This is a genomic window from Pseudomonas sp. NBRC 111139, from assembly GCF_001753955.1.
Lineage (GTDB): Bacteria > Pseudomonadota > Gammaproteobacteria > Pseudomonadales > Pseudomonadaceae > Aquipseudomonas > Aquipseudomonas alloputida.
Genome location: NZ_BCBP01000023.1, coordinates 48743 through 72300, shown reverse-complemented (window position 1 = coordinate 72300; position 23558 = coordinate 48743). Strand labels below are relative to the sequence as shown.

Below are 23558 nucleotides of genomic sequence, written 5' to 3'. Positions count from 1 at the left end.
GTCGCAAGATTCATAGTCATACCGCAGCCACTACCACGGCACCGAGCACCAGCACGGCACCCACGGCGATAGAGGCGGTGTACCAGCGCAGTTGGCCAGTCTCGGTCTTGCTCATGGCCACGTGGCCACCACGCGCCATCCGAGGAATCAGGCCGATGGTGCGGTCAACCGGGTCCTTGCGCAGGATGTGGCTGATCAGCAGGTACGGTTTGACGAAAAGCTTGTCGTAGATCCAGTCGAAGCCCCAGGCAGCGAACCACCAGGCCGACAGGACGCGACCGATGCCACTGTTGGCGACGGCGCTGACGAAGCGGCGCTTGCCCAGGAACAGCAGGGCGGCCAGCAGGATACCGGCGATGGCGATGGCACCCGAGGTGATCTCCAGCGCGTGCTTGGCTTCGCCACCGGCATGGCCGGCGCTTTCTGGCAGCACACCGGCCAGCGGCGGGGTGATCCAGGCGCCGACGAAGGTCGACAGCACGATCAGCACGCCCAGCGGCAGCCAGTGGCTGATGCCGTGGCCCGCGTGGGCTTCGGTCTTGGCTTCGCCGTGGAAGGCGATGAAGATCAGGCGGAAGGTGTACAGCGAGGTCATGAACGCGCCTACCAGGCCGGCATACAGCAGGCCGGTGTTGCCGCTGGCGAAGGCTTCCCAGAGGATCTCGTCCTTGGAGTAGAAGCCCACGGTCACGATCGGCAGGGCCGCCAGTGCCGCACCACCGACCACGAAGCTGGCGTAGGCCAGCGGCAGCTTCTTCCACAGGCCGCCCATCTTGAAGATGTTCTGCTCGTGGTGGCAGGCAACGATCACCGCACCGGAGGCAAGGAACAGCAGGGCCTTGAAGAAGGCGTGGGTCATCAGGTGGAAGATCGCCGCGTCCCAGGCACCCACGCCCAGGGCCAGGAACATGTAGCCGATCTGGCTCATGGTCGAGTAGGCGAGGATACGCTTGATATCGGTCTGTACCAGCGCAGCGAAGCCTGCCAGTACCAGGGTCACGCCACCGACCACACCAACAAGGTGCAGGATGTCCGGCGCCAGCAGGAACAGGCCGTTGGTACGGGCGATCAGGTACACGCCCGCGGTCACCATGGTTGCGGCGTGGATCAGTGCCGAAACCGGAGTCGGGCCCGCCATGGCGTCGGCCAGCCAGGTCTGCAGTGGCAGCTGTGCCGATTTACCGACCGCACCACCCAGCAGCATCAGCGTGGCCAGCACCATCCAGGTGTCGCCAGCCTGGAACTTCTGCGGTGCCAGCACCAGCAGTTCCTGCACGTTCAGGGTGCCCAGCTGGGCGAACAGGATGAACAGGCCGATGGCCATGAACACGTCGCCGATACGGGTGACGATGAATGCCTTGAGTGCCGCGTTACCGTTGTTGCGGTTGCTGTAGTAGAAACCGATCAACAGGTACGAGCACAGGCCCACGCCTTCCCAGCCGAAGTAGATGAACAGCAGGTTATCGCCAAGGATCAGGAACAGCATGCTGGCGATGAACAGGTTGGTGTACGAGAAGAAGCGCGAGTAGCCGGCTTCGCCACGCATGTACCAGGATGCGAACAGGTGGATCAGGAAGCCGACACCGGTCACCACACCGAGCATGGTGACCGACAGGCCGTCCAGGTACAGGGTGAAGTTCGGCGCGAAGCCGTCCACCGACATCCACTGCCACAGCAGCTGGCTGTACGCGCCGCCCTCAGGCGGGGCGACGTTGAACTGCCAGATGACGTAAGCGGCCGTGGCGGCCGACAGGCCTACCGAGCCGACGCCGATCAGGGCGGACAGGTTCTCCGAGAACCGTCCGCGCGAGAACGACAGCAGCAGGAAGCCGATGAGGGGAAAGACGAAAGTCAGGAAGAGAAGGTTCATCCGCGCATCTCACTGGCAGCATCGATGTCGAGAGTGTGGAAGCGGCGATACAGCTGCAGCAGGATGGCCAGGCCAATGCTGGCCTCGGCGGCTGCCAGGCTGATCACCAGAATGAACATCACCTGGCCGTCGGGTTGGACCCAACGGGCACCGGCGACGACGAACGCCAGGGCAGAGGCGTTCATCATGACTTCCAGACTCATGAGCACGAAGAGGATGTTGCGGCGGACCATCAGGCCAACCAGACCTAAGCAGAACAGGATGCCGGCGACCGCCAGACCATGCTCGAGAGGGATAGCACCCATGATTTACTCCTTCGCCTCGTTGCGGCCCAGGTGGAAGGCGGTGACGGCTGCAGCCAGCAGCAGCATCGACGCCAGTTCGACCACCAGCAGGTACGGGCCGAACAGGCTGATGCCCACGGCTTTCGGGCCCACGGTGGTACCGCTGATGCCGGCGCCGCTCGGGGCGACGAACAGGACGTACAGCAGCTCCGCCAGCAGCAGGGTGCCGAGGATCACCGGCCCTGCCCAGATACCGGGCTTGAGCCAGCCCCGTTCCTGGGCGACCGAAGCCGGCCCGAGGTTGAGCATCATCACCACGAACACGAACAGCACCATGATGGCGCCGGCGTAGGCGATCACTTCCAGGGCGCCGGCAAACGGCGCACCCAGGGCGAAGAAGATCATGGCCACGGAAATCAGCGAAATGATCAGGTAAAGCAAGGCGTGCACGGGGTTGGTGCCAGTTACCACCCGAAGGGTGGAGACCACGGCGATCCCGGATGCGAAGTAGAAAGCGAATTCCATCTTTCTGTCCTTATGGGAGCAAGCTCTTCACGTTGATCGGCTCGGCTTCGTTCTGTGCAGAGCCCTTCGGCTTGCCAGCGATTGCCATACCCGCAACACGGTAGAAGTTGTAGTCAGGGTTCTTGCCGGGGCCGGAGATCAGCAGATCTTCTTTCTCGTACACCAGGTCCTGACGCTTGAACTCGGCCATTTCGAAATCCGGAGTCAGCTGGATCGCGGTGGTCGGGCACGCTTCTTCACACAGGCCGCAGAAAATGCAACGCGAGAAGTTGATGCGGAAGAACTCCGGGTACCAGCGGCCGTCCTCTGTCTCGGCCTTCTGCAGCGAAATGCAGCCAACCGGGCAGGCCACCGCGCAGAGGTTGCACGCTACGCAGCGCTCCTCGCCATCGGGGTCGCGGGTGAGGACGATGCGGCCGCGGTAGCGCGGCGGCAGGTACACGGGTTCTTCGGGGTACTGCAGGGTGTCGCGCTTGCGGAACCCGTGGGAGAACACCATTGCCAGGCTGCGCAGCTGGGTGCCGGTGCCCTTAACGATGTCGCCGATATACTTGAACATGGGTCAAATCCTCACTGGGCCGCGACGGCTGGCGTGTTGTAGAGCACGATCGCAGCGGTCACCAGCAAATTGATCAGGGTCAGCGGCAGGCAGAACTTCCAGCTGAAGTCCATCACCTGGTCATAGCGTGGGCGCGGGATCGAGGCGCGCAGCAGGATGAACAGCATGATGAAGAACGCGGTCTTCAGGGCGAACCACAGGAACGACAGTTGCGGCAGGATGCCGAACGGGCCGTGCCAGCCGCCGAAGAACAGGGTTACCAGCAGCGCCGAGATGAGGATGATGCCGATGTACTCACCGACGAAGAACATGCCCCACTTCATGCCGGCATACTCGATGTGGTAGCCGTCGGCCAGTTCCTGTTCTGCTTCCGGCTGGTCGAACGGGTGACGGTGAGTCACGGCGACGCCAGCGATGAAGAAGGTGCAGAAGCCGAAGAACTGCGGAATGATGAACCACAGGTTCTGCGCCTGGTACTCAACGATGTCGCGCATGTTGAACGAGCCCACCTGCACCACCACGCCCATCAGCGCCAGGCCCAGGAACACCTCGTACGACACGGTCTGTGCCGAAGCACGCAAGCTGCCCAGCAGAGCGTACTTGTTGTTCGACGACCAGCCGGCGAACAGCACCGCGTAGACCGACAGGCCGGCCATGGCGAAGAAGAACAGCAGGCCGATGTTCAGGTCGGCAACGCCCCAGGTCGGGGTGATCGGGATGACCACGAAGGCGATCAGCAGGGCGCTCATGGCCACTACCGGTGCCAGGGTGAAGATCACGCGGTCGACGAAGGGTGGGTTCCAGTCTTCCTTGAAGAACATCTTCAGCATGTCGGCAGCGATCTGGAACATGCCGAACGGGCCGACGCGGTTCGGACCGTAGCGGTCCTGCCACCAGCCCAGCAGGCGGCGCTCGACGAAGCTGAGCAGCGCACCGCAGACCACCACGGCCAGCAGGACCACGATGGCCCGCAGCACGGTGAGGATCACATCGATCACTTCGGGGGTGAACCAGCTCATTGTGCTGCCTCCTGCAGACCTTCGACGGATGCACCGAAGATGGCAGGCGGAATGCCAGCCAGGCCTTTCGGCAGCGCGACCAGGCCAGCGCCCAGCTCTTCATTGATACGCAGCGGCAGGCGCAGGGCCACACCGGCGACGTTCAGGCTCAGCAGGGCACCCTCGTTGACGCCCAGGCGGTCGGCTTCGGACTTGGCCAGGGCCACGTAGGCAGCCGGGATGCGTTCTTGAACCGGGGCGGCGCGCGAGGAGCTTTCTTCGCTGCCGAACAGGTGGAAGAACGGTACGGCAGTCCAGGTACCACGGGCCGGGTTGAAGGCCCCCGGAATGGCGTTGAACCAGTTCAGGCGGTCACCTTGCGATTCGATCAGGCGCACGCCCGGGTCACCGGCACGCAGGTGGCCACCGACCTCGTCCTGAAACTTGTTCCAGGCTTGTGGGGAGTTCCAGCCCGGCGACCAGGCGAACGGCACCTGCTGGCGCGGTTCGGCCGAACCCGAGTAGCCTTCCATGGAGAAGGCGAACGCGGTGTCCTTGTCTTGCGGGGTGCGCGGCTCGTGCACGCTGATGTTGGCACGCATGGCGGTACGGCCGGAGTAGCGCAGCGGCTCACGGGCCAGCTTCATGCCCTTGATGCGGAACGCAGCGCTTGGCGCGGCGTTGACGATGCCGGCCAGTTGCGGGGCGGCTTCGGCGCAGGCGCTGGTGACGTGGTCCAGCTGGGTCCAGTCGACCGGCTTGTTCAGCAGGGTGGCACGCAGGGCGTGCATCCAGCGCCAGCCTTCGTGGATCTGGATGCTGCTGTCCAGGTACTGCGGGTCGAACACCTGGAAGAAGCGCTGGGCACGGCCTTCCTGGCTGACCAGGGTACCGTCACCCTCGGCGAACGAGGCGGCCGGCAGCACCAGGTGGGCGCGGTCGACGGTGGCAGTTCTGGAGTGGTCGGCAACGATCACCACCTTGGCCGCAGCCAGGGCTGCATCGACCTTGGCGGCCGGTACGCGGGCGTACAGGTCGTTTTCCAGCACGACGATGGCGTCTGCTTTGCCGCTGATGACCGCGTCCAGCGCGGCATCGACTGACTCGCCACCGAGCATGGCCAGGCCAAGGCTGTTGGCCTCAGGTACCACCAGGCTCAGCGAGCCGTTTTTCTCGCGCAGTTTCAGGGCTTTGGCGATGTTAGCGGCGGCTTCGATCAGCGCTGGGTCGGCCAGCGACGTACCGGCAACGACCAGTGGGCGCTTGGCGGCGACCAGGGCGTCGGCGATGCGCTGGGCCAGGGCCTTGGCTTCGTCGTCCAGGCCGGCGACGGCAGGGGCGCTCGGGTCGATGGCGTGGGCCACGGCGAAACCGATGCGGGCCAGGTCGGCCGGCGCGGCGTGTACGCACTCTTCGGCGACGTCGTCCAGCTTGGTTTCCGCCAGGGACGCGATGAACAGCGGGTACAGCGCGTGCTGGCCGATGTTCTTCACGGCAGCGTCGAGCCAAGGCTGCACTTTCATTGCTTCGGCCATGGCCTCGGCCTTGCCTTTGGTGGCCTGGCGCACGGCCAGGGCAACGCGGGCAGCGGTCTGGGTCAGGTCTTCACCGAGCACGAACACGGCGTCGTGGTCTTCGATGTCGCGCAGGGTCGGCACGGGCAGCGGGCTGTTGTTCAGCACGTTCAGGGCCAGGCGTACGCGGGCCAGTTCGCCCGCTTCCATGCCCGAGTAGAAGTACTCGGCGCCGACCAGCTCACGCAGGCCGTAGTTGCTTTCGAGGCTGGCGCGTGGCGAGCCGATACCGACGATGGTACGGCCGCGCAGCAGGTCGGCGGCCTTGTCCAGGGCGGCGTCCAGGCCTAGCTTGGTACCGTCGGCCAGTTGTGGCTGGCGTGGGCGGTCCTTGCGGTTGACGTAGCCGTAGCCGAAGCGGCCGCGGTCGCACAGGAAGTACTGGTTGACCGAACCGTTGAAGCGGTTTTCGATACGGCGCAGTTCGCCGTAGCGCTCACCCGGGCTGATGTTGCAGCCGCTGGAGCAGCCATGGCAGATGCTCGGGGCGAACTGCATGTCCCACTTGCGGTTGTAGCGCTCGGAGTGGGTCTTGTCGGTGAATACGCCGGTCGGGCAGACCTCGGTCAGGTTGCCGGAGAACTCGCTTTCCAGCACACCGTCTTCGACGCGGCCGAAGTACACGTTGTCGTGGGCGCCGTAGACGCCCAGGTCGGTACCACCGGCGTAGTCCTTGTAATAGCGCACGCAGCGGTAGCAGGCGATGCAGCGGTTCATCTCATGGGCGATGAACGGGCCGAGGTCCTGGTTCTGGTGGGTACGCTTGGTGAAACGGTAGCGGCGCTCGTTGTGGCCGGTCATTACCGTCATGTCCTGCAGGTGGCAGTGACCGCCTTCCTCGCACACCGGGCAGTCGTGCGGGTGGTTGGTCATCAGCCATTCGACGACGCTGGCGCGGAACGCCTTCGACTCTTCATCGTCGATGGAAATCCAGGTGCCGTCGGAAGCAGGGGTCATGCAGGACATGACGATACGACCACGGGTGTCGTTCTCGTCGGTGTACTGCTTGACTGCGCACTGCCGGCAGGCGCCAACGCTACCAAGCGCCGGGTGCCAGCAGAAATAAGGGATGTCGAGGCCGAGCGACAGACATGCCTGTAACAGGTTGTCTGCACCGTTGACTTCGAGCGCTTTGCCGTCTACGTGGATAGTGGCCATTGTTCAAAGTTCTTCGTTGGCCCGCGTGAGCGGGCGTGGCTAATGGAAATCGGTGAGCTTGCGACACGCCTCGATTGCTCGGGCCTGCCGGTAAGCTGGCGAGTGGCACGGACCACCCGCCTAATCATCTTGTTATGCGCCGACCACGATCGGCTTCGCCAGGTCGGGGCGCAGGGTGGCAGCGCTTTCTGGCGCCACACCGGCCTCGAACTCCGAGCGGAAGTATTTGATGGCACTGCCCAGCGGCTCGACGGCACCTGGTGCGTGAGCACAGAAGGTACGGCCCGGGCCGAGGAAGTTGACCAGTCCCAGCAGCGTCTCGATGTCCTCGGCGCGGCCTTGGCCGTTTTCCAGTGCGCGCAGCATCTTCACGCTCCACGGCAGGCCGTCACGGCATGGGGTGCACCAGCCGCACGATTCGCGGGCGAAGAACTCTTCCATGTTGCGCAGCAGCGACACCATGTTGACGCTGTCGTCGACCGCCATGGCCAAGCCAGTACCCATACGGGTGCCGACCTTGGCGATGCCACCGGCGTACATTTGTGCATCAAGGTGCTCGGGCAGCAGGAAGCCGGTACCGGCGCCGCCTGGCTGCCAGCACTTGAGCTTGAAGCCATCACGCATGCCACCGGCGTAGTCTTCGAACAATTCGCGTGCGGTAACGCCAAATGGCAGTTCCCACAGGCCTGGGTTCTTCACCTTGCCGGAGAAGCCCATCAGCTTGGTGCCGTGGTCCTCGCTGCCTTCGCGGGCCAGCGACTTGTACCAGTCGTTGCCGTTGGCGACGATGGCCGGGACGTTGCACAGGGTTTCGACGTTGTTCACGCATGTCGGCTTGCCCCACACGCCAACGGCGGCAGGGAAGGGCGGCTTGGAGCGCGGGTTGGCGCGGCGGCCTTCCAGCGAGTTGATCAGCGCGGTTTCTTCACCGCAGATGTAGCGGCCGGCACCGGTGTGCACGAACAGCTCGAAATCGAAACCGCTGCCCAGGATGTTCTTGCCCAGCAGGCCGGCGGCCTTGGCTTCATCGATGGCACGGTTGAGGTTTTTCGCTGCGGTGGTGTACTCGCCACGCAGGAAGATGTAACCGCGGTAGGCCTTCAGGGCGCGGGCGCTGATCAGCATGCCCTCGACCAGCAGATGGGGCTGTTGCTCCATCAGCATGCGGTCCTTCCAGGTGTTCGGCTCCATTTCGTCCGCGTTGCACAGCAGGTAGCGGATGTTCATGGATTCGTCTTTGGGCATCAAGCCCCACTTCACGCCAGTGGGGAAGCCTGCGCCGCCACGGCCTTTGAGGCCGGAGTCCTTGACGCTCTGCACGATGTCGTCGGCGGACATTTGCGCCAGCGCCTTGCGGGCTGCGGCGTAGCCGTTCTTCGATTCGTACTCGGCCAGCCAGACCGGCTCGCCGTCGTCGCGCAGGCGCCAGGTCAGCGGGTGGGTTTCGGCCGAGCGCGCGATGCGGTTGGCCGGGCCGAAGGAAGTAATGGTCATACGTAACCCTCCAGCAGTTTGGAAACGCCAGCCGGCTGCACGTCACCGAAGGTGTCGTCGTCGATCATCAGTGCCGGGGCCTTGTCGCAGTTGCCCAGGCAGCACACGGGCAGCAGGGTGAAACGGCCGTCGGCGGTGGTCTGGCCGAGGCCGATGCCCAGCTCGCTCTGGATCTGGCTGACCACCGACTCATGGCCGCCGATGTAGCAGACCATGCTGTCGCACACGCGGATGATGTGGCGGCCGACCGGTTGGCGGAAGATCTGGCTGTAGAAGGTGGCGACACCCTCGACGTCGCTGGCCGGAATGCCCAGCACTTCGCCGATGGCGTGAATGGCGCCGTCCGGCACCCAGCCACGCTCCTTCTGGACGATCTTCAGGGCTTCGATGGACGCCGCGCGCGGGTCCTCGTAGTGATGCATTTCGTGCTCGATGGCCGAGCGCTCGGTTTCGCTCAGGGCGAAACGGTCTGTCTGGATAAGCGTGCTGTTCATGCTTAGCGGTCCACGTCAGCCATAACGAAGTCGATACTGCCCAGGTACGCAATGAGGTCGGCAACCATGCTGCCTTTGATCACCGAAGGGATCTGCTGCAGGTGCGGGTAGCTCGGGGTGCGGATCCGGGTGCGGTAGCTCATGGTGCCGCCATCGCTCGTCAGGTAGTAACTGTTGATGCCCTTGGTCGCTTCGATCATCTGGAACGACTCGTTGGCCGGCATGACCGGGCCCCACGAGACTTGCAGGAAGTGCGTGATCAGGGTTTCGATGTGCTGCAGGGTGCGCTCTTTCGGCGGCGGCGTGGTCAGCGGGTGATCCGCCTTGTACGGGCCTTCCGGCATGTTGCGCAGGCACTGGTCGATGATGCGGATACTCTGACGCATCTCCTCGACACGGACCATGCAGCGATCGTAGGCATCGCCGTTGTGGGCCAGCGGTACTTCGAACTCGAAGTTTTCGTAGCCGGAGTAAGGACGGGCTTTACGCAGGTCGAAGTTGCAACCGGTGGCACGCAAGCCGGCACCGGTGGTGCCCCATTCCAGCGCTTCCTTGGTGTTGTACGCGGCAACGCCGATGGTACGGCCCTTGAGGATGCTGTTTTGCAGGGCGGCCTTGGTGTATTCGTCGAGGCGCTTGGGCAGCCACTCGACAAAGTCCTTGACCAGCTTGTCCCAGCCACGTGGCAGGTCGTGGGCGACGCCACCGATGCGGTACCAGGCCGGGTGCAGGCGGAAACCGGTGATCGCTTCGATCACGGTGTAGGCGCGCTGGCGGTCGGTGAAGGTGAAGAACACCGGGGTCATGGCGCCGACGTCCTGGATGTAGGTACCCAGGAACAGCAGGTGGCTGGTGATGCGGAAGAACTCGGCCAGCATGATGCGAATCACGTCGACCTTCTGCGGCACCTTGATGCCGGCCAGCTTCTCTACCGCAAGCACGTACGGCAGGTTGTTCATCACCCCGCCGAGGTAATCGATACGGTCGGTATAGGGGATGAAGCTGTGCCAGGACTGGCGCTCGGCCATTTTTTCGGCACCACGGTGGTGGTAGCCGATGTCCGGTACGCAGTCGACGATTTCTTCACCGTCCAGCTGCAGGACGATACGGAACGCACCGTGCGCCGAAGGGTGGTTGGGGCCGAGGTTGAGGAACATGTAGTCCTCGTTGGCGCCCTGACGTTTCATGCCCCAGGCTTCCGGGTTGAAGCGTGCCGATTCCTCTTCAAGCTGCTGCTTGGCCAGGGTCAGGCTGTAGGGGTCGAACTCGGTCGCACGGGCAGGGTAGTCCTTGCGCAGCGGGTGACCTTCCCAGGTCGGCGGCATCATGATGCGGCTGAGGTGCGGGTGGCCGGCAAAGTCGATGCCGAACATGTCCCAGACTTCGCGCTCGTACCAGTTGGCGTTTGGCCAGATGCCCGTCACGGTCGGCAGGTTCAGGTCGCCTTCGCTGAGCGACACCTTGATCATCACATCGCTGTTACGCTCGATCGACAACAGGTGGTAGAACACACTGAAATCGGCGGCTGGCAGGCCACGGCGCTGGGTGCGCAGGCGCTCGTCGACGCCATGCAGGTCGTACAGCATGCTGTAAGGCTTGGCGACGCCGCGCAGGAAGCTGAGCACCTCTTTGAGCTGGGCGCGTTTTACCCACAGCACGGGCATGCCGGTGCGGGTCTCCTGGGCGACGAATGCTTCGGCGCCAAAACGGTTGTTCAGTTCGACGACCACATCCTGGTCGTCAGCCTTGTAGGGCGGAATGAAAATAGCGTTGTCCGCTGTCATGGTCTCGGTCGCTTTGGGTCAACGTTAAGAATGAAGCCAGGCCGCCGGCTCCTTCGGGAGCGGGCGGCAGGTCGCTGGATCAGACTTCGTCGGGGCTGCGCAGGTTGGTTACTGCAATGCGCTGCTCACGACGCAGGTCTTTCTGGGCTGGCATCTCGGCACGGTAAATACCTTGATCACCAACAACCCAGGAAAGCGGGCGTCGTTCTTGGCCGATCGACTCCTGCAACAGCATCAAGCCTTGCAGGAAAGCCTCAGGGCGTGGCGGGCAGCCAGGCACATAGACGTCCACGGGGAGGAACTTGTCGACCCCCTGAACGACCGAGTAGATGTCGTACATGCCACCGGAGTTGGCGCACGAACCCATGGAAATGACCCATTTTGGTTCGAGCATCTGCTCGTACAGGCGCTGGATGATCGGCGCCATCTTCACGAAGCAGGTACCGGCAATGACCATGAAGTCGGCCTGACGCGGCGAGGCCCGGATGACTTCGGCGCCGAAGCGGGCGATGTCGTGGGGTGCCGTGAAGGCCGTGGTCATTTCCACGTAGCAGCAGGACAGGCCGAAGTTGTACGGCCAGAGGGAGTTCTTGCGGCCCCAATTGACCGCGCCACGCAGCACATCTTCAAGTTTGCCCATGAAGATGTTCTTGTGGACCTGGTCCTCTAGCAGTTGATCGGTGACGGTTTCCCGTTCACCGACCGGGTACTGCTCGTTGGGCGCATCCGGATCGATTCTGGTGAGATTGTATTGCATGCCAAAGCCTCATTGTTTCAGCTTCGCTTGCCGCTTGCGGCGACCTTCGGGAGCCCAATCAAGTGCCCCGACGCGCCATAGGTAGACAAGACCTGCCAACAGAATTGCTATGAAAACGAGTGCTTCGACGAATCCGGTCCAGCCGCTTTCGCGGACGGACACAGACCATGCAAAGAGAAAGAGGGCTTCGATATCGAAGATCACGAACAGCATCGCGACCAGATAGAATTTGGCGGACAGGCGCAGGCGAGCGCTGCCGACGGGCAGCATGCCGGATTCGAAGGGTTCGTTCTTGGCGCGGCCCCAAGCCTTGCTACCGAGCAGGCTGGACAGGCCGAGCATGAAGGCGCACAGGCCGACGACACCCAGGAGGAAGATGGCAAAGCCCCAGTTGTGGGCGATGAGTCCTGCCGAATCGGACATGCTAGAGATCCTTATACAGAGACCCAGCTCTGCAGTCTGAAATAAGTGTAGAGCGGCGACTTGGCGTCGCACATGCAGTGACCAAATGTCGCAGCCGAATCAATCGCGCTGATTTTATGGGTAAACCTGGTGCAAGTAAAATTTCTGTCGCAAATTTATTCGTAGGATTAAGTACAAAAACCGTTCGTAACTGGCTGAGGGCCTTGAGATTCGGGCATTACGCGCGGTTTTGTTAATTATGTTTCTTGCTGCAGGTAACGAATTGCAAGTCCTGTAATGATAATTAATATCATTTGAGCTGCTGCCGTTGAATTTGGCTCTTCTGTGCCTTGTAAAGTTCATCTGGCGATTCCCCCTACTTGCAATTGCAAAAAACCCTTGTTCTAGCAGCTCTCGGTCCTGCGCGCACCGCTCTGGGTCAATACTTTATCGGTTGAGCGATGACCGACTGATGAAGCGATGGCCCATTGGCCGAGCCAGTAGGCGAGGATGATCAGGTACGGTGCGGCGGCGAACGGGCTGACGAAGCGGTCGATGCCGATCAGGCTGTCGGAGAACACGAACAGGCCGGCACCGAGCGCGGCCAATCCCCCGCAGGCCAGTGCGCGCCAGAGCATGGCGCTGATAGCCAGGGCGTAGAGCGCTACCGGGATCAGCAGCGGGCCGAGGCCGTTGCTGGCCAGTACGCCGAGCAGCGCGATGCCACTGATTGCGCTGAAGATCAGTGCGGGCAGGGCGGGGCGCAGGGTAATGCCGCAATAGCCGCGCAGGTAAGCAAGGTGGGCGCAAAGGAAGGCGGCCAGGCCGAACACGAACAGGTCGGCGGGGATGGCCAGCAGGATGTCACCGAGTACCGAGAAGCCCAGGCCGATCGAGATCCACGTGCGATAAGGCGAAACCGGGGTGCTGCGCAGCCAGGCAATCAAGGCCAGCACCGGGATGGGTTTGGCCATCAGGGCGAGCAGGGTGTTGTCGCTGGCCAGTGCATATATATAGAGGGCAGCGGCGGTCAGGGCGAGAATCATCAGGTGGCTTGGACGAGGCATGGGCGGTCCTTGCTGCTGGGCTGCCACAAGCATAGACCTGATCCAGGGTTTTGCTGTGGCCCGTGCCGGCCCTTTCGCGGGTAAACCCGCTCCTACAGCGGCCTGCGCCCAATCGCCGATGTGTGTCTCCTCCCGATCAGCGTAGGAGCGGGTTTACCCGCGAATACGGTAGCGGCGGCAACGGTGAACGGCTGGTAAAAATTGGCCAGCAGGCCCGGCCCTTGCTCGGGTAAAAACAAAGGCCCGGAGCTTTCACAAGCCCCGGGCCTTTGTTCAACCGCAACCCACTATCAGTGGAACTGCTCTTCCTCGGTCGAACCGGTCAGTGCAGTCACCGACGAAGCGCCACCCTGGATCACGGTGGTCATGTCGTCGAAGTAGCCGGTGCCCACTTCCTGCTGGTGCGCCACGAAGGTGTAGCCCTTGCTGGCGTCAGCGAATTCCTGCTCCTGCAGCTTCACGTAGGCGGTCATGTCGTTACGGGCGTAGTCGTGCGCCAGGTTGAACATGCCGTGCCACATGTTGTGGATGCCGGCCAGGGTGATGAACTGATGCTTGTAACCCATGGCCGACAGCTCGCGCTGGAACTTGGCGATGGTGGCGTCGTCCAGGTTTTTCTTCCAGTTGAAGGAAGGCGAGCAGTTGTACGACAGGATCTGGTCCGGGCACTCCTTCTTGATCGCCTCGGCGAAGCGGCGGGCTTCGTCCAGGTCCGGCTTGGCGGTTTCGCACCAGATCAGGTCGGCGTACGGGTGGGCAGGTCACGGGTAATGGCCTGCCCAAAGCTGTTGGGCGACTTATCGGTAGGTGTGCTCAAAATTGGGGTGAATATAATCAACTAAGTCCAGAGGCAGAGAAGGTTTTTAGGTGGCTTGCCAAGGCTAAGTGCAACAAATAATTTCTGGGTTGGTGTGGTTGTATTTTGCTCTATCTTCGCAGTTTCGGGTGCGGGGTGATTGTTTGATCTTTTCATTGGAAATCACCTGTGGCATGAATTTTTTCGCGTCTGAATGCTCTGGTTTTGTTTTGGGGTTGACCTTCCTGGTTGGAAGGTGTTGGTATTGTATCTCAAGCTTGACTTATTGAGGTGCGGCAAGAAATAGTTTGTATTGGTTGTTGTAGGAAGTTTCCTTTTCCTTTGTCAGTAAAGTATGCGTGCATGCTTATGGAGGTGCTATGTCAGAGCAAAGAAACCTGTTCATCAATACCGAGCGCACTATTGAGTTGGGTAACGCGTCTTGGGAACTCGCCCAAGCGTCTGGCCTGACAGATCGCAGTGTGGTCCACTGTCCATCCAGCCGCCTGCGCGACCAAGACGGGCATGTCTTTATGAATATGTGCTCATGCTCCTACTTGGGGCTTGAGGTCGATAAACGACTGGCCCAAAGGATGTAGTGCTCGAAGCCTTGTCAGGTAGTGATGGGCTGATTTTGTGCAATCCGAATAATCCGTTGGGAGTGCAAATTGAGCCTGATGATCTGCAGCGCTTGATAGTTCGCTGCGTTGAACTGGATAAGCCGGTTATTGTTGATGAGTGCTATTACGAGTACCTGCGCCACTCTTGCGTTGGAGCCTTCAGTGGCCTTGAGCAGTTGTTCGTTATTCGCTCGTTTTCCAAGTACTTCGGGTTGGCAGGTTTGCGTCTCGGCTATGTGGTCGCCAGCACGCATGCTGTCAGGCAGTTGCTCAAATTGCGTGGCCCCTGGGATATCAACCATGCGGCAGTTAAGGCGGCCCTGCATTGTCTGGCCAATCAGCCAGAAATCGCAGCGGCGCATGGTAGCCAAGATTGGGTACGTACGCGGATTGTTAAGTGTTGCCAAGGCTTGGGAATTGGTGTCATCGATACTCTTGCCAACTTCCTGCTACTCGATGACGGCCCTGATCAGCGTTTGGCCAAAGCTTTGCACAGGGCGAGGATACGTTTCAGCGATTGCTCAGGATATCCCCATGCTGGTTCATTACTGACCAACGTGCTGCGAGTGGCAATTCCAAAGGGCGACGATCTGCAGTCGTTTATCCAGGCATTGCAAGAAGCATGAATCTAGTGTCCGGGGAAGGGACGCCCCGCACTAACAGTCACCGGCGTTAGCCAAGAAGTCGCAGGATGCAGGTATGCCTATACAACAACAATATTCTTTGATCAGAAAACTCTATACCTCCCAGCCACGCGAGATGTTGCTCGACCTAAGCATCTTGCAACGCATTGGGATATCGAGCCAGAGGGCTGCCAGCTATGCCAGGAATGGTTGGCTGAATCGCGTAGCTCGCGGTATCTATGCCTTTCCAGATAGTGAGTTGAACCTTGCGGTGGGGTGCTGCTATCTGGAGCGTCGGATCACCTGCCTGCATTTAGGAGGTAGCAGTGCGTTTCGCGAAATTTATGAAAATGATACTTCGCTAGTGTTGTGGGGCGATAACCGAGTCTCATTGCCTCGGTGGTTTACCGAACGTTATTCGGTGCGCTATGTGTATGCAAGATTGTTTGATTGGGGCGGGGAGATATCTCTGCGCACGGCGACCCTTGAGCGGCGGGGTGGGCTGCTCAGGTCAGTGCCCGAACGTGCGTTGCTGGAGATGCTATATGAAGTCGGCAGCAGTCGTGATTTGCTGAAGGCTAGGGAGTATTTCTATGCCGTTGGCGAGGTCTGTCCATTGGCCAGTGGCCAACTACTCCAGTGTTGCACCAGCGTGAAGGCTGTGCGCTTGTACCTGCGGTTGGCTCGTCAGGCGAGTTTGCTGGATGTCGATGAGTTGCTGGGGCTATGGAACATTCGAGTTGGAAGCGAGCGTCGCTGGATTTCAAGGCTCAAGGACGGCACGACGTTGTGCCTAGGCCCTCATGGATAGCGCCGTAAGCCACAGCATTAAGCGAATGAGCCCGCTGATGCATAAGGTGGCATTGCTCAAATTGCTATTTGTCCTGGCCAACGGGGTCGGGTCATTTGCGGCGTTATTCATGAGTCGGCACTTCGCTTTGGTGGATGCTGAACTGGCGACTACGGTATCGCTGATGATTATCAGCTATCTGGCCGGAAACCTGCTTGGCGGGCAACTGCCAGGACGAGTGGGTAGTCGAATTCTCTTGTTGGGCTGCTCGTCGACGGCGCTGCTCGCGCTGTTGGGCAGCCTTCTGCCGATCTTACCCATCGCAATTGCGATGATTTTGCTTTTTATGTTCAGTGCGGGCGCCATCACGCCGCTTTTCAGCGTGATGACGGCCCAGGCTGCACCGTCTGGCGATCAGGTGGGGGCTTTTGCATATCTACATCTAGCCAGTAATGCGGGTGGTGTCCTGCTGTTCGTCGTAGGGGGTGTTCTGCTGAGTTGGCAAAGCCAGTATCTCTTGTGGTTTACCGCGGCGATAAGCCTGGTTTGCCTGGTGACGAGCGCTACCTTAGCTCTGCCGATAACTGGAAGTCATCTTGATACTAAAGATACGCAGCTTAAGGCTAAGGATGTGCCGATACCTTCGGCGGTGATCTTGGCGGGTATGATATTTTTCGTATTGTCCTTGCTCGATGGCCAGCGTGAATACCAGTTCCCTCTCTGGCTAGGAGCATTGGGGGCGGGGGACGCGGCGCATCTGTTTGGAGTGGCAGGTATTGTTAATGGGTTACTGGTCATCGTTCTGACTCGACCGCTGATCGCCTTGAGCCGCCGTTGGTCTGCCATGGTCAACATGGCGCTAGCGGCGATCTGCTACGGCATTGGTTTCGGTGCTTATGCCTTGGTCGATACTTGGCCCGCAATACTGCTGTTAGTGGTGGTCTGGACCTTGGGCGAGATCATCGGTATCACCTACATGGCGACCTTGATTGCCCAGGGAGCGCCGGTGTCGCGACAAGGTTTTTTGTTTTCGTTGATACCTGTGATTCAGGCTGCGGCACGAGTGCTATGTGTGACCTTGGCTGTGCCGATGCTGGATAGCCTTGGCTTCAGTGTTACTTGGGCGGCTTTTGGTTGCGTTGGTGTGATTTTTGGCATGACCTGTCTATTTCTGCGACGTGCAAGGCTTGATCATTAGCAGAAGGGATTTGAGCGCATGAGTAAGGTAGTTGTTATTACTGGTGGCAATTCCGGTATCGGAGAGGCGTGTGCCTGGAAATTTGCCAGAGAGCAATACACAGTCATTGTGTGCGGACGAGATCATGTTAGGAACGTCCGTGTGTGTGAGAGTATCAACAGGGAGGCAGGGTGTGCGTATCCGTACTCGGTTGATTTGCGTAGCCCTACCGAGTTGACCGACCTCTTCAGGCGACTGACTCTCGATCATCCACCCATAAATTGTCTCGTCAACAGCATTGGTATTGATGGTCAATCGTTCACGATGACCGAGGAATATCCCGAGGCTGATTTTGAAGATGTCATGTCCACGAATGTAAGTGCGCCATGGCGATGCATGAAGGCGGTGTTGCCTGCAATGCGTGAGGCGGGGCGTGGCACCATTGTCAATGTCGCCTCGCTAGCGGGTCTGAATGCCAGTGTCACGGGTGGTTCTGTATACACCGCCAGCAAGCACGCACTAGTTGGAATTACCAAGGCCGTTGCAAAGGAATATGCCCCTTATGGCGTACGGGTCAATGCCGTTTGTCCGGGATTTGTGTCAACGCCATTGGCAAGGCATGTATTGGGGAGCAAGTTTGATGCGGTGTGCGCCTCGCAGCCTATGGGGCGGGTCTGTGAAGCCCATGAAGTTGCTGAGCTTGTGTACTGGCTTAGCTCGGAAGCAGCTTCTTACGTAACTGGTGTGGCGGTACCAATCGATGGTGGATTCCGCGCTTAGGGTTTACTCGGAGTTTTGGTGGGGCGTCTGTAACTCAAGGCCTTACTTCATCAGAGTAGCGTTGCATTAAAGAAGCCCGGAGCTTTCACAAGCCCCGGGCCTTGGTTCAACCGCAGCCCACTATCAGTGGAACTGCTCTTCCTCGGTCGAGCCGGTCAGTGCAGTCACCGACGAAGCGCCACCCTGGATCACGGTGGTCATGTCGTCGAAGTAGCCAGTGCCCACTTCCTGCTGGTGCGCCACGAAGGTGTAGCCCTTGCTGGCGTCAGCGAATTCCTGCTCCTGCAGCTTCACGTAGGCGGTCATGTCGTTGCGGGCGTAGTCGTGCGCCAGGTTGAACATGCCGTGCCACATGTTGTGGATGCCAGCCAGGGTGATGAACTGATGCTTGTAACCCATGGCCGACAATTCGCGCTGGAACTTGGCGATGGTGGCGTCGTCCAGGTTTTTCTTCCAGTTGAAGGAAGGCGAGCAGTTGTACGACAGGATCTGGTCCGGGTACTCCTTCTTGATTGCCTCGGCGAAGCGGCGGGCTTCGTCCAGGTCCGGCTTGGCGGTTTCACACCAGATCAGGTCGGCGTACGGGGCGTAGGCCAGGCCGCGGGCAATGGCCTGATCGAGGCCGGCACGGACCTTGTAGAAGCCTTCGCGGGTGCGCTCGCCAACCACGAACGGCTGGTCGTACGGGTCGCAGTCGCTGGTCAGCAGGTCGGCGGCGTTGGCGTCGGTACGCGCCAGGATGATGGTCGGTACGCCCGACACGTCAGCGGCCAGGCGCGCGGCTACCAGCTTCTGTACGGCTTCCTGGGTCGGTACCAGCACCTTGCCGCCCATGTGGCCGCATTTTTTAACCGAGGCCAGCTGGTCTTCGAAGTGCACGCCGGCGGCGCCTGCTTCGATCATGTTCTTCATCAGCTCGTAGGCGTTCAGTACGCCACCGAAACCGGCTTCGGCGTCGGCCACGATGGGCGCGAAGTAGTCGATGTAGCCGTCGTCGCCCGGGTTCTTGCCGGCTTTCCACTGGATCTGGTCGGCGCGGCGGAACGCGTTGTTGATGCGTTTGACCACGGTCGGTACCGAGTCGACCGGGTACAGCGACTGGTCAGGGTACATCGACTCGGCCGAGTTGTTGTCGGCGGCAACCTGCCAGCCGGACAGGTAGATGGCCTGGATGCCGGCCTTGACCTGTTGTACAGCCTGGCCGCCCGTCAGGGCGCCCATGCAGTTGACGAAATCTTTTTCGGGGCGGAAGGACGGGTGGGCACCTTCGGTGACCAGCTTCCACAGTTTTTCTGCGCCCTGACGCGCAAAGGTGTGCTCAGGTTGCACGGAGCCACGCAGGCGAACGACATCAGCGGCGGTGTAGGTACGGGTCACGCCTTTCCAGCGCGGGTTTTCGGCCCAGTCTTTCTCGAGGGCTGCAATTTGCTGTTCGCGTGTCAGTGCCATGGAAATAAACCTCGTCGCATCGATCTTGGGTTAATTGTGCTGATGCTCGGAGCAGATCAGGTGCCTGGCGGCTGTCCTGTTCGCAGGAATGCGGCGGCGAACGCGAAGGCTCGAAGGGGAAGGGTGGGCAGACCAGGCGAAGGTGTGCTCCGGCAGGTCGGCTCGTGGTTGCCTTGCTGCGGTGCGACGCGATTGCCAGTACTGCGGTGATGCGCTTCCGTCCCTCGGGACAACTTCTTCGTTGCAGTCGCAATCCCGTCGAACCGCCTTGTGGGCTGTATAGACACGAGGCGCCTCCAGGGGTGGGAGGAGTACGCCTCGAAGGCCCTTGCCAGGGCCCCTGATTAGCGGGAGCGAGGCCATCATGCCCTTGGGAAAAAGACCCTGTCAAATGTTTTGTAGTGCTTTTTTGTACTTACTACATCTTTGGTCTAATGCGACTTGGCAGTCAGTTTCAAGGCCTTTGGTCGAAGCCTTGAATTGCCTGGTATCAGTCGACAAGGTCGACTTTGACCCGCAATGTCATGTTTTCACCCCGTTGGGTGCTGTACGTATGGCTTGATGCGCTGCGATCGGCTTGGCTCTGCTGGTTGAACCCCGCCAGGGTGATCCACTCGCCGAGCTTGCCCGTGACAGTCGTGTCGGTACTTTGTACTTTCACTACATCTGCACGTTCGTGGCTGATGCGGTCATTATTGCTGCTTATTTGCAGACGAACCGTTTCGCCGCTCAGGCTCGGGGTTACGTAGAAGCCTTGGGTCACGTTGCGGTATTCGGTGTTGCTTTGAATGCGCCCATAGCCGTCTGTGCTGGTGCTGGTAATGGGGATGCTCTGGCCCACCTGGATCAGTGCCGGTTGCCCTTCGCTGGCTTGTACCTGCTGCATGCCGCCGTCGCGGTTGCTGGTGCCGTAGTGAATGACGCGTGCGTTGCCGCGGTTGTCCTGGAAGTTGCTGTCGTTGTTGTCGACGCTGATCAGCAGGCGCTTGGGCGCGGTGTCCAGCTGTTGCAGCAGGGCGCGCAGGTCGTCGATGCGCTCGGGGCTGGCGTTGACGATCAGTTTGTTCTCGAAGGCGCTGACCGTGCCGTCCTTGCCGATGAAGGCATGCAGAGCGGGCAGCAGTTCGGCGCTGCTGCGATGCTGAAGTGGCACCACCTCGGTGGCGGCATGGGCGGTGAGGCTGGCGACCAGCAACAGGGAGGTGAAAAGGGGGCGTAGCGGCATGTCCATGATCTCCGCAGGTGGAATCAACATGATGGCAAATTTGCTGACTTTTTGCCGGATCTGGATCACGCCGGCCCTGTTGCGGACGGTCGTATTATCCTAGTTTATCTTGTAGGCTATAAATTATAGTAGGCAAGATAATTGAGGTTAATTGCATGTCTCCCGTTCGCCCGCTCCTACGCCGTCATCAGTTGGCCACCGCACTGGCCCAAGACCTGGCCGGCGAGTCGTTGGTCGATTACAGCTCGGGCATGTTCCTGGCCGCGCCCCGGCGTACGGGCAAGAGCACCTTCCTCAACAACGACTTCATACCGGAATGCGTACAGCGCGGCTGGCTACCGGTTTACGTCGACCTGTGGTCGGATCGCGACGCCGCCCCTGCGCAGCTCATCAGCGGCGCCATCGGTACTGCGCTGGCCAGATTCGAAGGTGCGCTGGCCAGGACGGCGAAAAAGGCCGGTGTCGACAAGATCAACCTGCTGCGCACCCTGAGCTGGGATTTCACCCGCCCGCAACTGCCTGCGGGTACTACCCTGGCCCAGGCGCTTGCCGTGTTGCATCAAGTGTCAGGGCAGTTGGTAGTACTGATCATCGACGAGGCTCAGCACGCCCTTAACAGCGAAGATGGCCTCAATGCGATGTTCGCGCTGAAAGCCGCGCGTGACCACCTTAACCGTGGCGACCGTCCGGACGGCTTGCGCCTGGTGTTCACGGGCTCTAGTCGCGACAAGCTGGCCAACCTGGTACTCAAGAGCAAGCAGCCATTCTTTGGTGCCAGCATCACGCCTTTTCCGTTGCTGGGGCGTGAATATGTCGAATTCATCACCGCCTTGTGGAACCGTCGCCTGGCCGACAGTAACCAGTTCAAGGTAGAGGACCTGGCATACGCGTTCGAATTGGTCGGCCGGCGCCCGGAAATGCTCAACAAACTGTTGGCCGAAGTCAGTGTCGGCCTGGGGGAGGCGGGCAACCTGGGTGAACTGCTGCGCAATGGGGCGCTGAACCATCAAGCCGGGGTGTGGAGCGACTACGAAAGCGCTTGGAACGAACTTACGCCGTTGCAGCAGGCCGTGCTAGAGATCATGGCTGAGCGCACGCTGGGTCGGCAGCCGTTTTCCCCGTTTACCGAGCAAACCCTGGTTGAGGTCAGCCGCAAGCTGGAGCAGGCCCAGGCGGTAGCCAACGTCAACACGGCAAACGTACAGAAGGCCCTCGATGCCCTGCGCGACAAGGAGCTGGTATGGAAGGCCAATCGTGGCGAGTACGCGTTGGAGGATACTGCCATGGCCGAATGGCTCGCCCGTGACCAGGCAGTCGCCGGCCACAGGTGAACCTTTGAGGTGCCCCGTAAGTCGCACTCACAGGGAGCGCGTGGGGTGATTGCATGAAGGGTGTCCTGATCTTGCTGTTATGGCTTTGCAGTCTTGGTGCACAGGCTGCAGCGGACACGTTGCGCATCAAGCAGCTGCAGCGTTGCGGCGACTTGTTCAGCGATAGCCAGCAGCGATGGTGCCTGCGTGCCGAAGGGCTCCGGGCAAATCTGCCAACGGTATGGCTCGGCGGTACGCGGCTGTCAGAAGCCGATATCGAGCGCCAAGGTGACCGGCTAATGCTGAAACTGGCGAGACAAGCCCAGCGCAGTGCCCCGCTCTGGCTGGCCGATGGCGGCCGCACCAGCAACCCGGTATGGCTGAGCCGCCAACGCAGTCATGTGATCGCCGCAGGGCCCGATGAAGTGGCGAAGAACATGGATGGCCTGATCACCTATGTCGATCTGGTCAGCCTGTTGATCGAAGAAAAATACGACGGCCTCGACGAGGCCCGGCGCATCGCCGGCAAATACGGCGCCCAGGTTGTCGGTGCCATACCGCCGCTGAATGTCTACCAGTTGCGCTTGCCGGTAGATGACCTGGTGCAGCGCGATGCGATGGTCCTGCGCATGGGCAGTGAAGTCAGCGTGGATGCCGTGATTGTCGAAGAGTCCGGCCCCGAGCGCGGGGAGGAGGGCAATGGGCGCAGCACCCGGGCCATCGACCAGGCGGACGAATGGGCCGCCAACCGCTTCATGGACGCGCTGTATTTCTACCGGCGCCGGATTGCCGCATCTCGCTTGCCGGTGAAGCCCGTGCGGGTCGGGGTAATCGAGCGCGAAGTGGACTTTGACGCCCCAGGGTTCAGCCATTATCGAGGGGGCTGCGAACAAGGCCAGACATGCCTCTACGCGCGCGACGGTGATCGCCCGGCAGGCCACGGCAGCCATGTCGCAGGCATTCTCGCTGCGCAGGGTGAGGGCTTTTTGCCAGGGCTGGGCAAGCACAGCCCTGGCTTCGAGGTGGTGGTAGAGCGCAACTCGGATGCCGGTATCACCGCCAACATCGCTGCCTCGGTGAACCTGGTCGAAGATGGCGTGCGGGTGCTGAACTGGAGCTGGGGCATTCACCGGGTCGGGGCACGCAATGTGAAGGGTGATGAGGTCGATTCGCTGGTGCGCTCCGGGCTGGCAATGAGTGGCTACGAGGAGTTACTTGAGGAGTTCTTCCTCTGGCTGCGCAAGGAGCACCCTGATGTGGTGGTGGTGAATTCGGCGGGCAATGGTGCGTCCTGGTCGGGGACCGATGAATATCGCCTGCCTTCGTCGTTTATCACCGAGCAATTGCTGGTGGTGGGCGGGCATCAGCGCAGTGACAAGGCTACGGCAGTTGAAGCCCACGATCACGTGCGCAAGCGTCACAGTTCCAATATCGACATGCGCGTGGACGTCAGTGCTGCTGCCTGCATACGCCCAGTGTCTGCCGAGACTGCGCATTGCGGCACGTCGTACGCAACACCCTTGGTGACTGCCACTGTGGCGACGATGCTGTCGATCAACCCGGCACTTACCCCGGAACAGGTGCGCATGCTGTTGCGGCGCAGTGCCTTGACCCTGGGCGCCGAACAGGATTTTGAAGCGATGGATGCCGAAGACCTGACGGCGCCGATCCTGCCCTCAGAGCGTGGTGGCCGCCTGAACGACCCGGACCTGGGCCGTTCGGCGCGCCTGGACATGCAGCGTGCGCTGGACCTGGCCGTGCAGAGCCTGGAACGGGTGCGTTGAGCGGTGGCCGCTGTCAGACAAATTCCGTAACATCGCGC

Annotated in this window: 20 protein-coding genes and 1 pseudogene; 6 read left to right on the top strand and 15 right to left on the bottom strand. The window is 60.8% G+C overall.

The genetic code is table 11. The features are described 5' to 3' along the window. Positions 1-16 precede the first annotated feature (16 nt). From nuoL to BJQ17_RS07675, 13 genes and pseudogenes are all read right to left on the bottom strand, one after another. Entirely contained in the window at positions 17-1870 is a 1854-nt protein-coding gene (gene nuoL, locus BJQ17_RS07735; RefSeq protein WP_003251447.1) for an NADH-quinone oxidoreductase subunit L, read from the bottom strand. Continuing rightward, positions 1867-2175 (bottom strand): NADH-quinone oxidoreductase subunit NuoK, encoded by a 309-nt coding sequence (nuoK, locus tag BJQ17_RS07730; protein ID WP_003251446.1) that lies wholly within the window; start codon positions 2173-2175, stop codon positions 1867-1869. Before nuoK ends, nuoL begins: the two co-directional genes overlap by 4 nt. A 3-nt stretch (positions 2176-2178) precedes the next feature. Next, on the bottom strand, positions 2179-2679 hold the full coding sequence (nuoJ, locus tag BJQ17_RS07725) for an NADH-quinone oxidoreductase subunit J (RefSeq protein ID WP_003251444.1): 501 nt from the start codon (positions 2677-2679) through the stop codon (positions 2179-2181). A 10-nt stretch (positions 2680-2689) separates the two neighbouring features. Beyond that, positions 2690-3238, bottom strand: a complete 549-nt coding sequence (nuoI, locus tag BJQ17_RS07720) for an NADH-quinone oxidoreductase subunit NuoI (RefSeq protein ID WP_003251442.1) — start codon at positions 3236-3238, stop codon at positions 2690-2692. 11 nt (positions 3239-3249) lie between these two features. Continuing rightward, entirely contained in the window at positions 3250-4257 is a 1008-nt protein-coding gene (gene nuoH / locus BJQ17_RS07715) for an NADH-quinone oxidoreductase subunit NuoH (RefSeq protein WP_003251440.1), read from the bottom strand. Then, positions 4254-6968 (bottom strand): NADH-quinone oxidoreductase subunit NuoG, encoded by a 2715-nt coding sequence (nuoG, locus tag BJQ17_RS07710; RefSeq protein WP_054888915.1) that lies wholly within the window; start codon positions 6966-6968, stop codon positions 4254-4256. The genes nuoH and nuoG overlap by 4 nt, the downstream gene beginning before the upstream one ends. Before the next feature lie 132 nt (positions 6969-7100). After that, entirely contained in the window at positions 7101-8462 is a 1362-nt protein-coding gene (gene nuoF / locus BJQ17_RS07705; protein WP_003251436.1) for an NADH-quinone oxidoreductase subunit NuoF, read from the bottom strand. Then, a complete protein-coding gene (nuoE, locus tag BJQ17_RS07700) occupies positions 8459-8956 on the bottom strand; it encodes an NADH-quinone oxidoreductase subunit NuoE (RefSeq protein WP_003251433.1) in 498 nt (165 codons plus the stop codon). The genes nuoF and nuoE overlap by 4 nt, the downstream gene beginning before the upstream one ends. A gap of 2 nt (positions 8957-8958) precedes the next feature. Next, on the bottom strand, positions 8959-10740 hold the full coding sequence (gene nuoC, locus BJQ17_RS07695; protein WP_003251431.1) for an NADH-quinone oxidoreductase subunit C/D: 1782 nt from the start codon (positions 10738-10740) through the stop codon (positions 8959-8961). Between the two features lie 79 nt (positions 10741-10819). Beyond that, a complete protein-coding gene (locus BJQ17_RS07690) occupies positions 10820-11497 on the bottom strand; it encodes an NADH-quinone oxidoreductase subunit B family protein (protein WP_003251429.1) in 678 nt (225 codons plus the stop codon). A 9-nt stretch (positions 11498-11506) separates the two neighbouring features. Next, positions 11507-11920 carry an NADH-quinone oxidoreductase subunit A gene (locus BJQ17_RS07685; RefSeq protein ID WP_003251427.1) on the bottom strand — a complete coding sequence of 138 codons (414 nt, stop codon included), beginning with the start codon at positions 11918-11920 and terminating at the stop codon, positions 11507-11509. Between the two features lie 383 nt (positions 11921-12303). Next, positions 12304-12966 carry a lysoplasmalogenase gene (locus tag BJQ17_RS07680; RefSeq protein ID WP_175442715.1) on the bottom strand — a complete coding sequence of 221 codons (663 nt, stop codon included), beginning with the start codon at positions 12964-12966 and terminating at the stop codon, positions 12304-12306. A 290-nt stretch (positions 12967-13256) separates the two neighbouring features. Continuing rightward, positions 13257-13718 (bottom strand): annotated as a pseudogene (locus tag BJQ17_RS07675) (isocitrate lyase); the annotation flags it as partial. Between the two features lie 642 nt (positions 13719-14360). On the opposite strand from BJQ17_RS07675, the gene BJQ17_RS07665 reads away from it, so the two are divergent. From BJQ17_RS07665 to BJQ17_RS29790, 4 genes are all read left to right on the top strand, one after another. Then, complete coding sequence (locus tag BJQ17_RS07665) at positions 14361-15008, top strand: aminotransferase class I/II-fold pyridoxal phosphate-dependent enzyme (protein WP_070095838.1); 648 nt, start codon at positions 14361-14363, stop codon at positions 15006-15008. Positions 15009-15081: 73 nt separating this feature from the next. Beyond that, positions 15082-15816, top strand: coding sequence for a type IV toxin-antitoxin system AbiEi family antitoxin domain-containing protein (locus BJQ17_RS07660; RefSeq protein WP_047603547.1), 735 nt, complete (start codon positions 15082-15084; stop codon positions 15814-15816). 25 nt (positions 15817-15841) lie between these two features. Continuing rightward, positions 15842-16993 (top strand): MFS transporter, encoded by a 1152-nt coding sequence (locus BJQ17_RS07655; protein ID WP_070095861.1) that lies wholly within the window; start codon positions 15842-15844, stop codon positions 16991-16993. 18 nt (positions 16994-17011) lie between these two features. Then, positions 17012-17752 (top strand): SDR family NAD(P)-dependent oxidoreductase, encoded by a 741-nt coding sequence (locus BJQ17_RS29790; protein ID WP_080756731.1) that lies wholly within the window; start codon positions 17012-17014, stop codon positions 17750-17752. A 123-nt stretch (positions 17753-17875) separates the two neighbouring features. Here BJQ17_RS29790 and aceA read toward each other — a convergent pair whose 3' ends face one another. Both aceA and BJQ17_RS07645 read right to left on the bottom strand, forming a co-directional pair. Beyond that, positions 17876-19201: an isocitrate lyase gene (aceA, locus tag BJQ17_RS07650; protein ID WP_003251416.1), complete on the bottom strand. Its 1326-nt coding sequence runs from the start codon at positions 19199-19201 to the stop codon at positions 17876-17878. 490 nt (positions 19202-19691) lie between these two features. After that, the gene (locus tag BJQ17_RS07645) at positions 19692-20456 is read right to left on the bottom strand and encodes a secretin N-terminal domain-containing protein (RefSeq protein ID WP_175442714.1); all 765 of its coding nucleotides are present in this window, start codon (positions 20454-20456) and stop codon (positions 19692-19694) included. Between the two features lie 125 nt (positions 20457-20581). On the opposite strand from BJQ17_RS07645, the gene BJQ17_RS07640 reads away from it, so the two are divergent. Together BJQ17_RS07640 and BJQ17_RS07635 are read left to right on the top strand one after the other, a co-directional pair. Continuing rightward, positions 20582-21757: a hypothetical protein gene (locus BJQ17_RS07640; RefSeq protein WP_070095837.1), complete on the top strand. Its 1176-nt coding sequence runs from the start codon at positions 20582-20584 to the stop codon at positions 21755-21757. Positions 21758-21810: 53 nt separating this feature from the next. Further along, a complete protein-coding gene (locus BJQ17_RS07635; protein WP_070095836.1) occupies positions 21811-23520 on the top strand; it encodes a S8/S53 family peptidase in 1710 nt (569 codons plus the stop codon). The last annotated feature ends 38 nt before the right edge of the window (positions 23521-23558 follow it).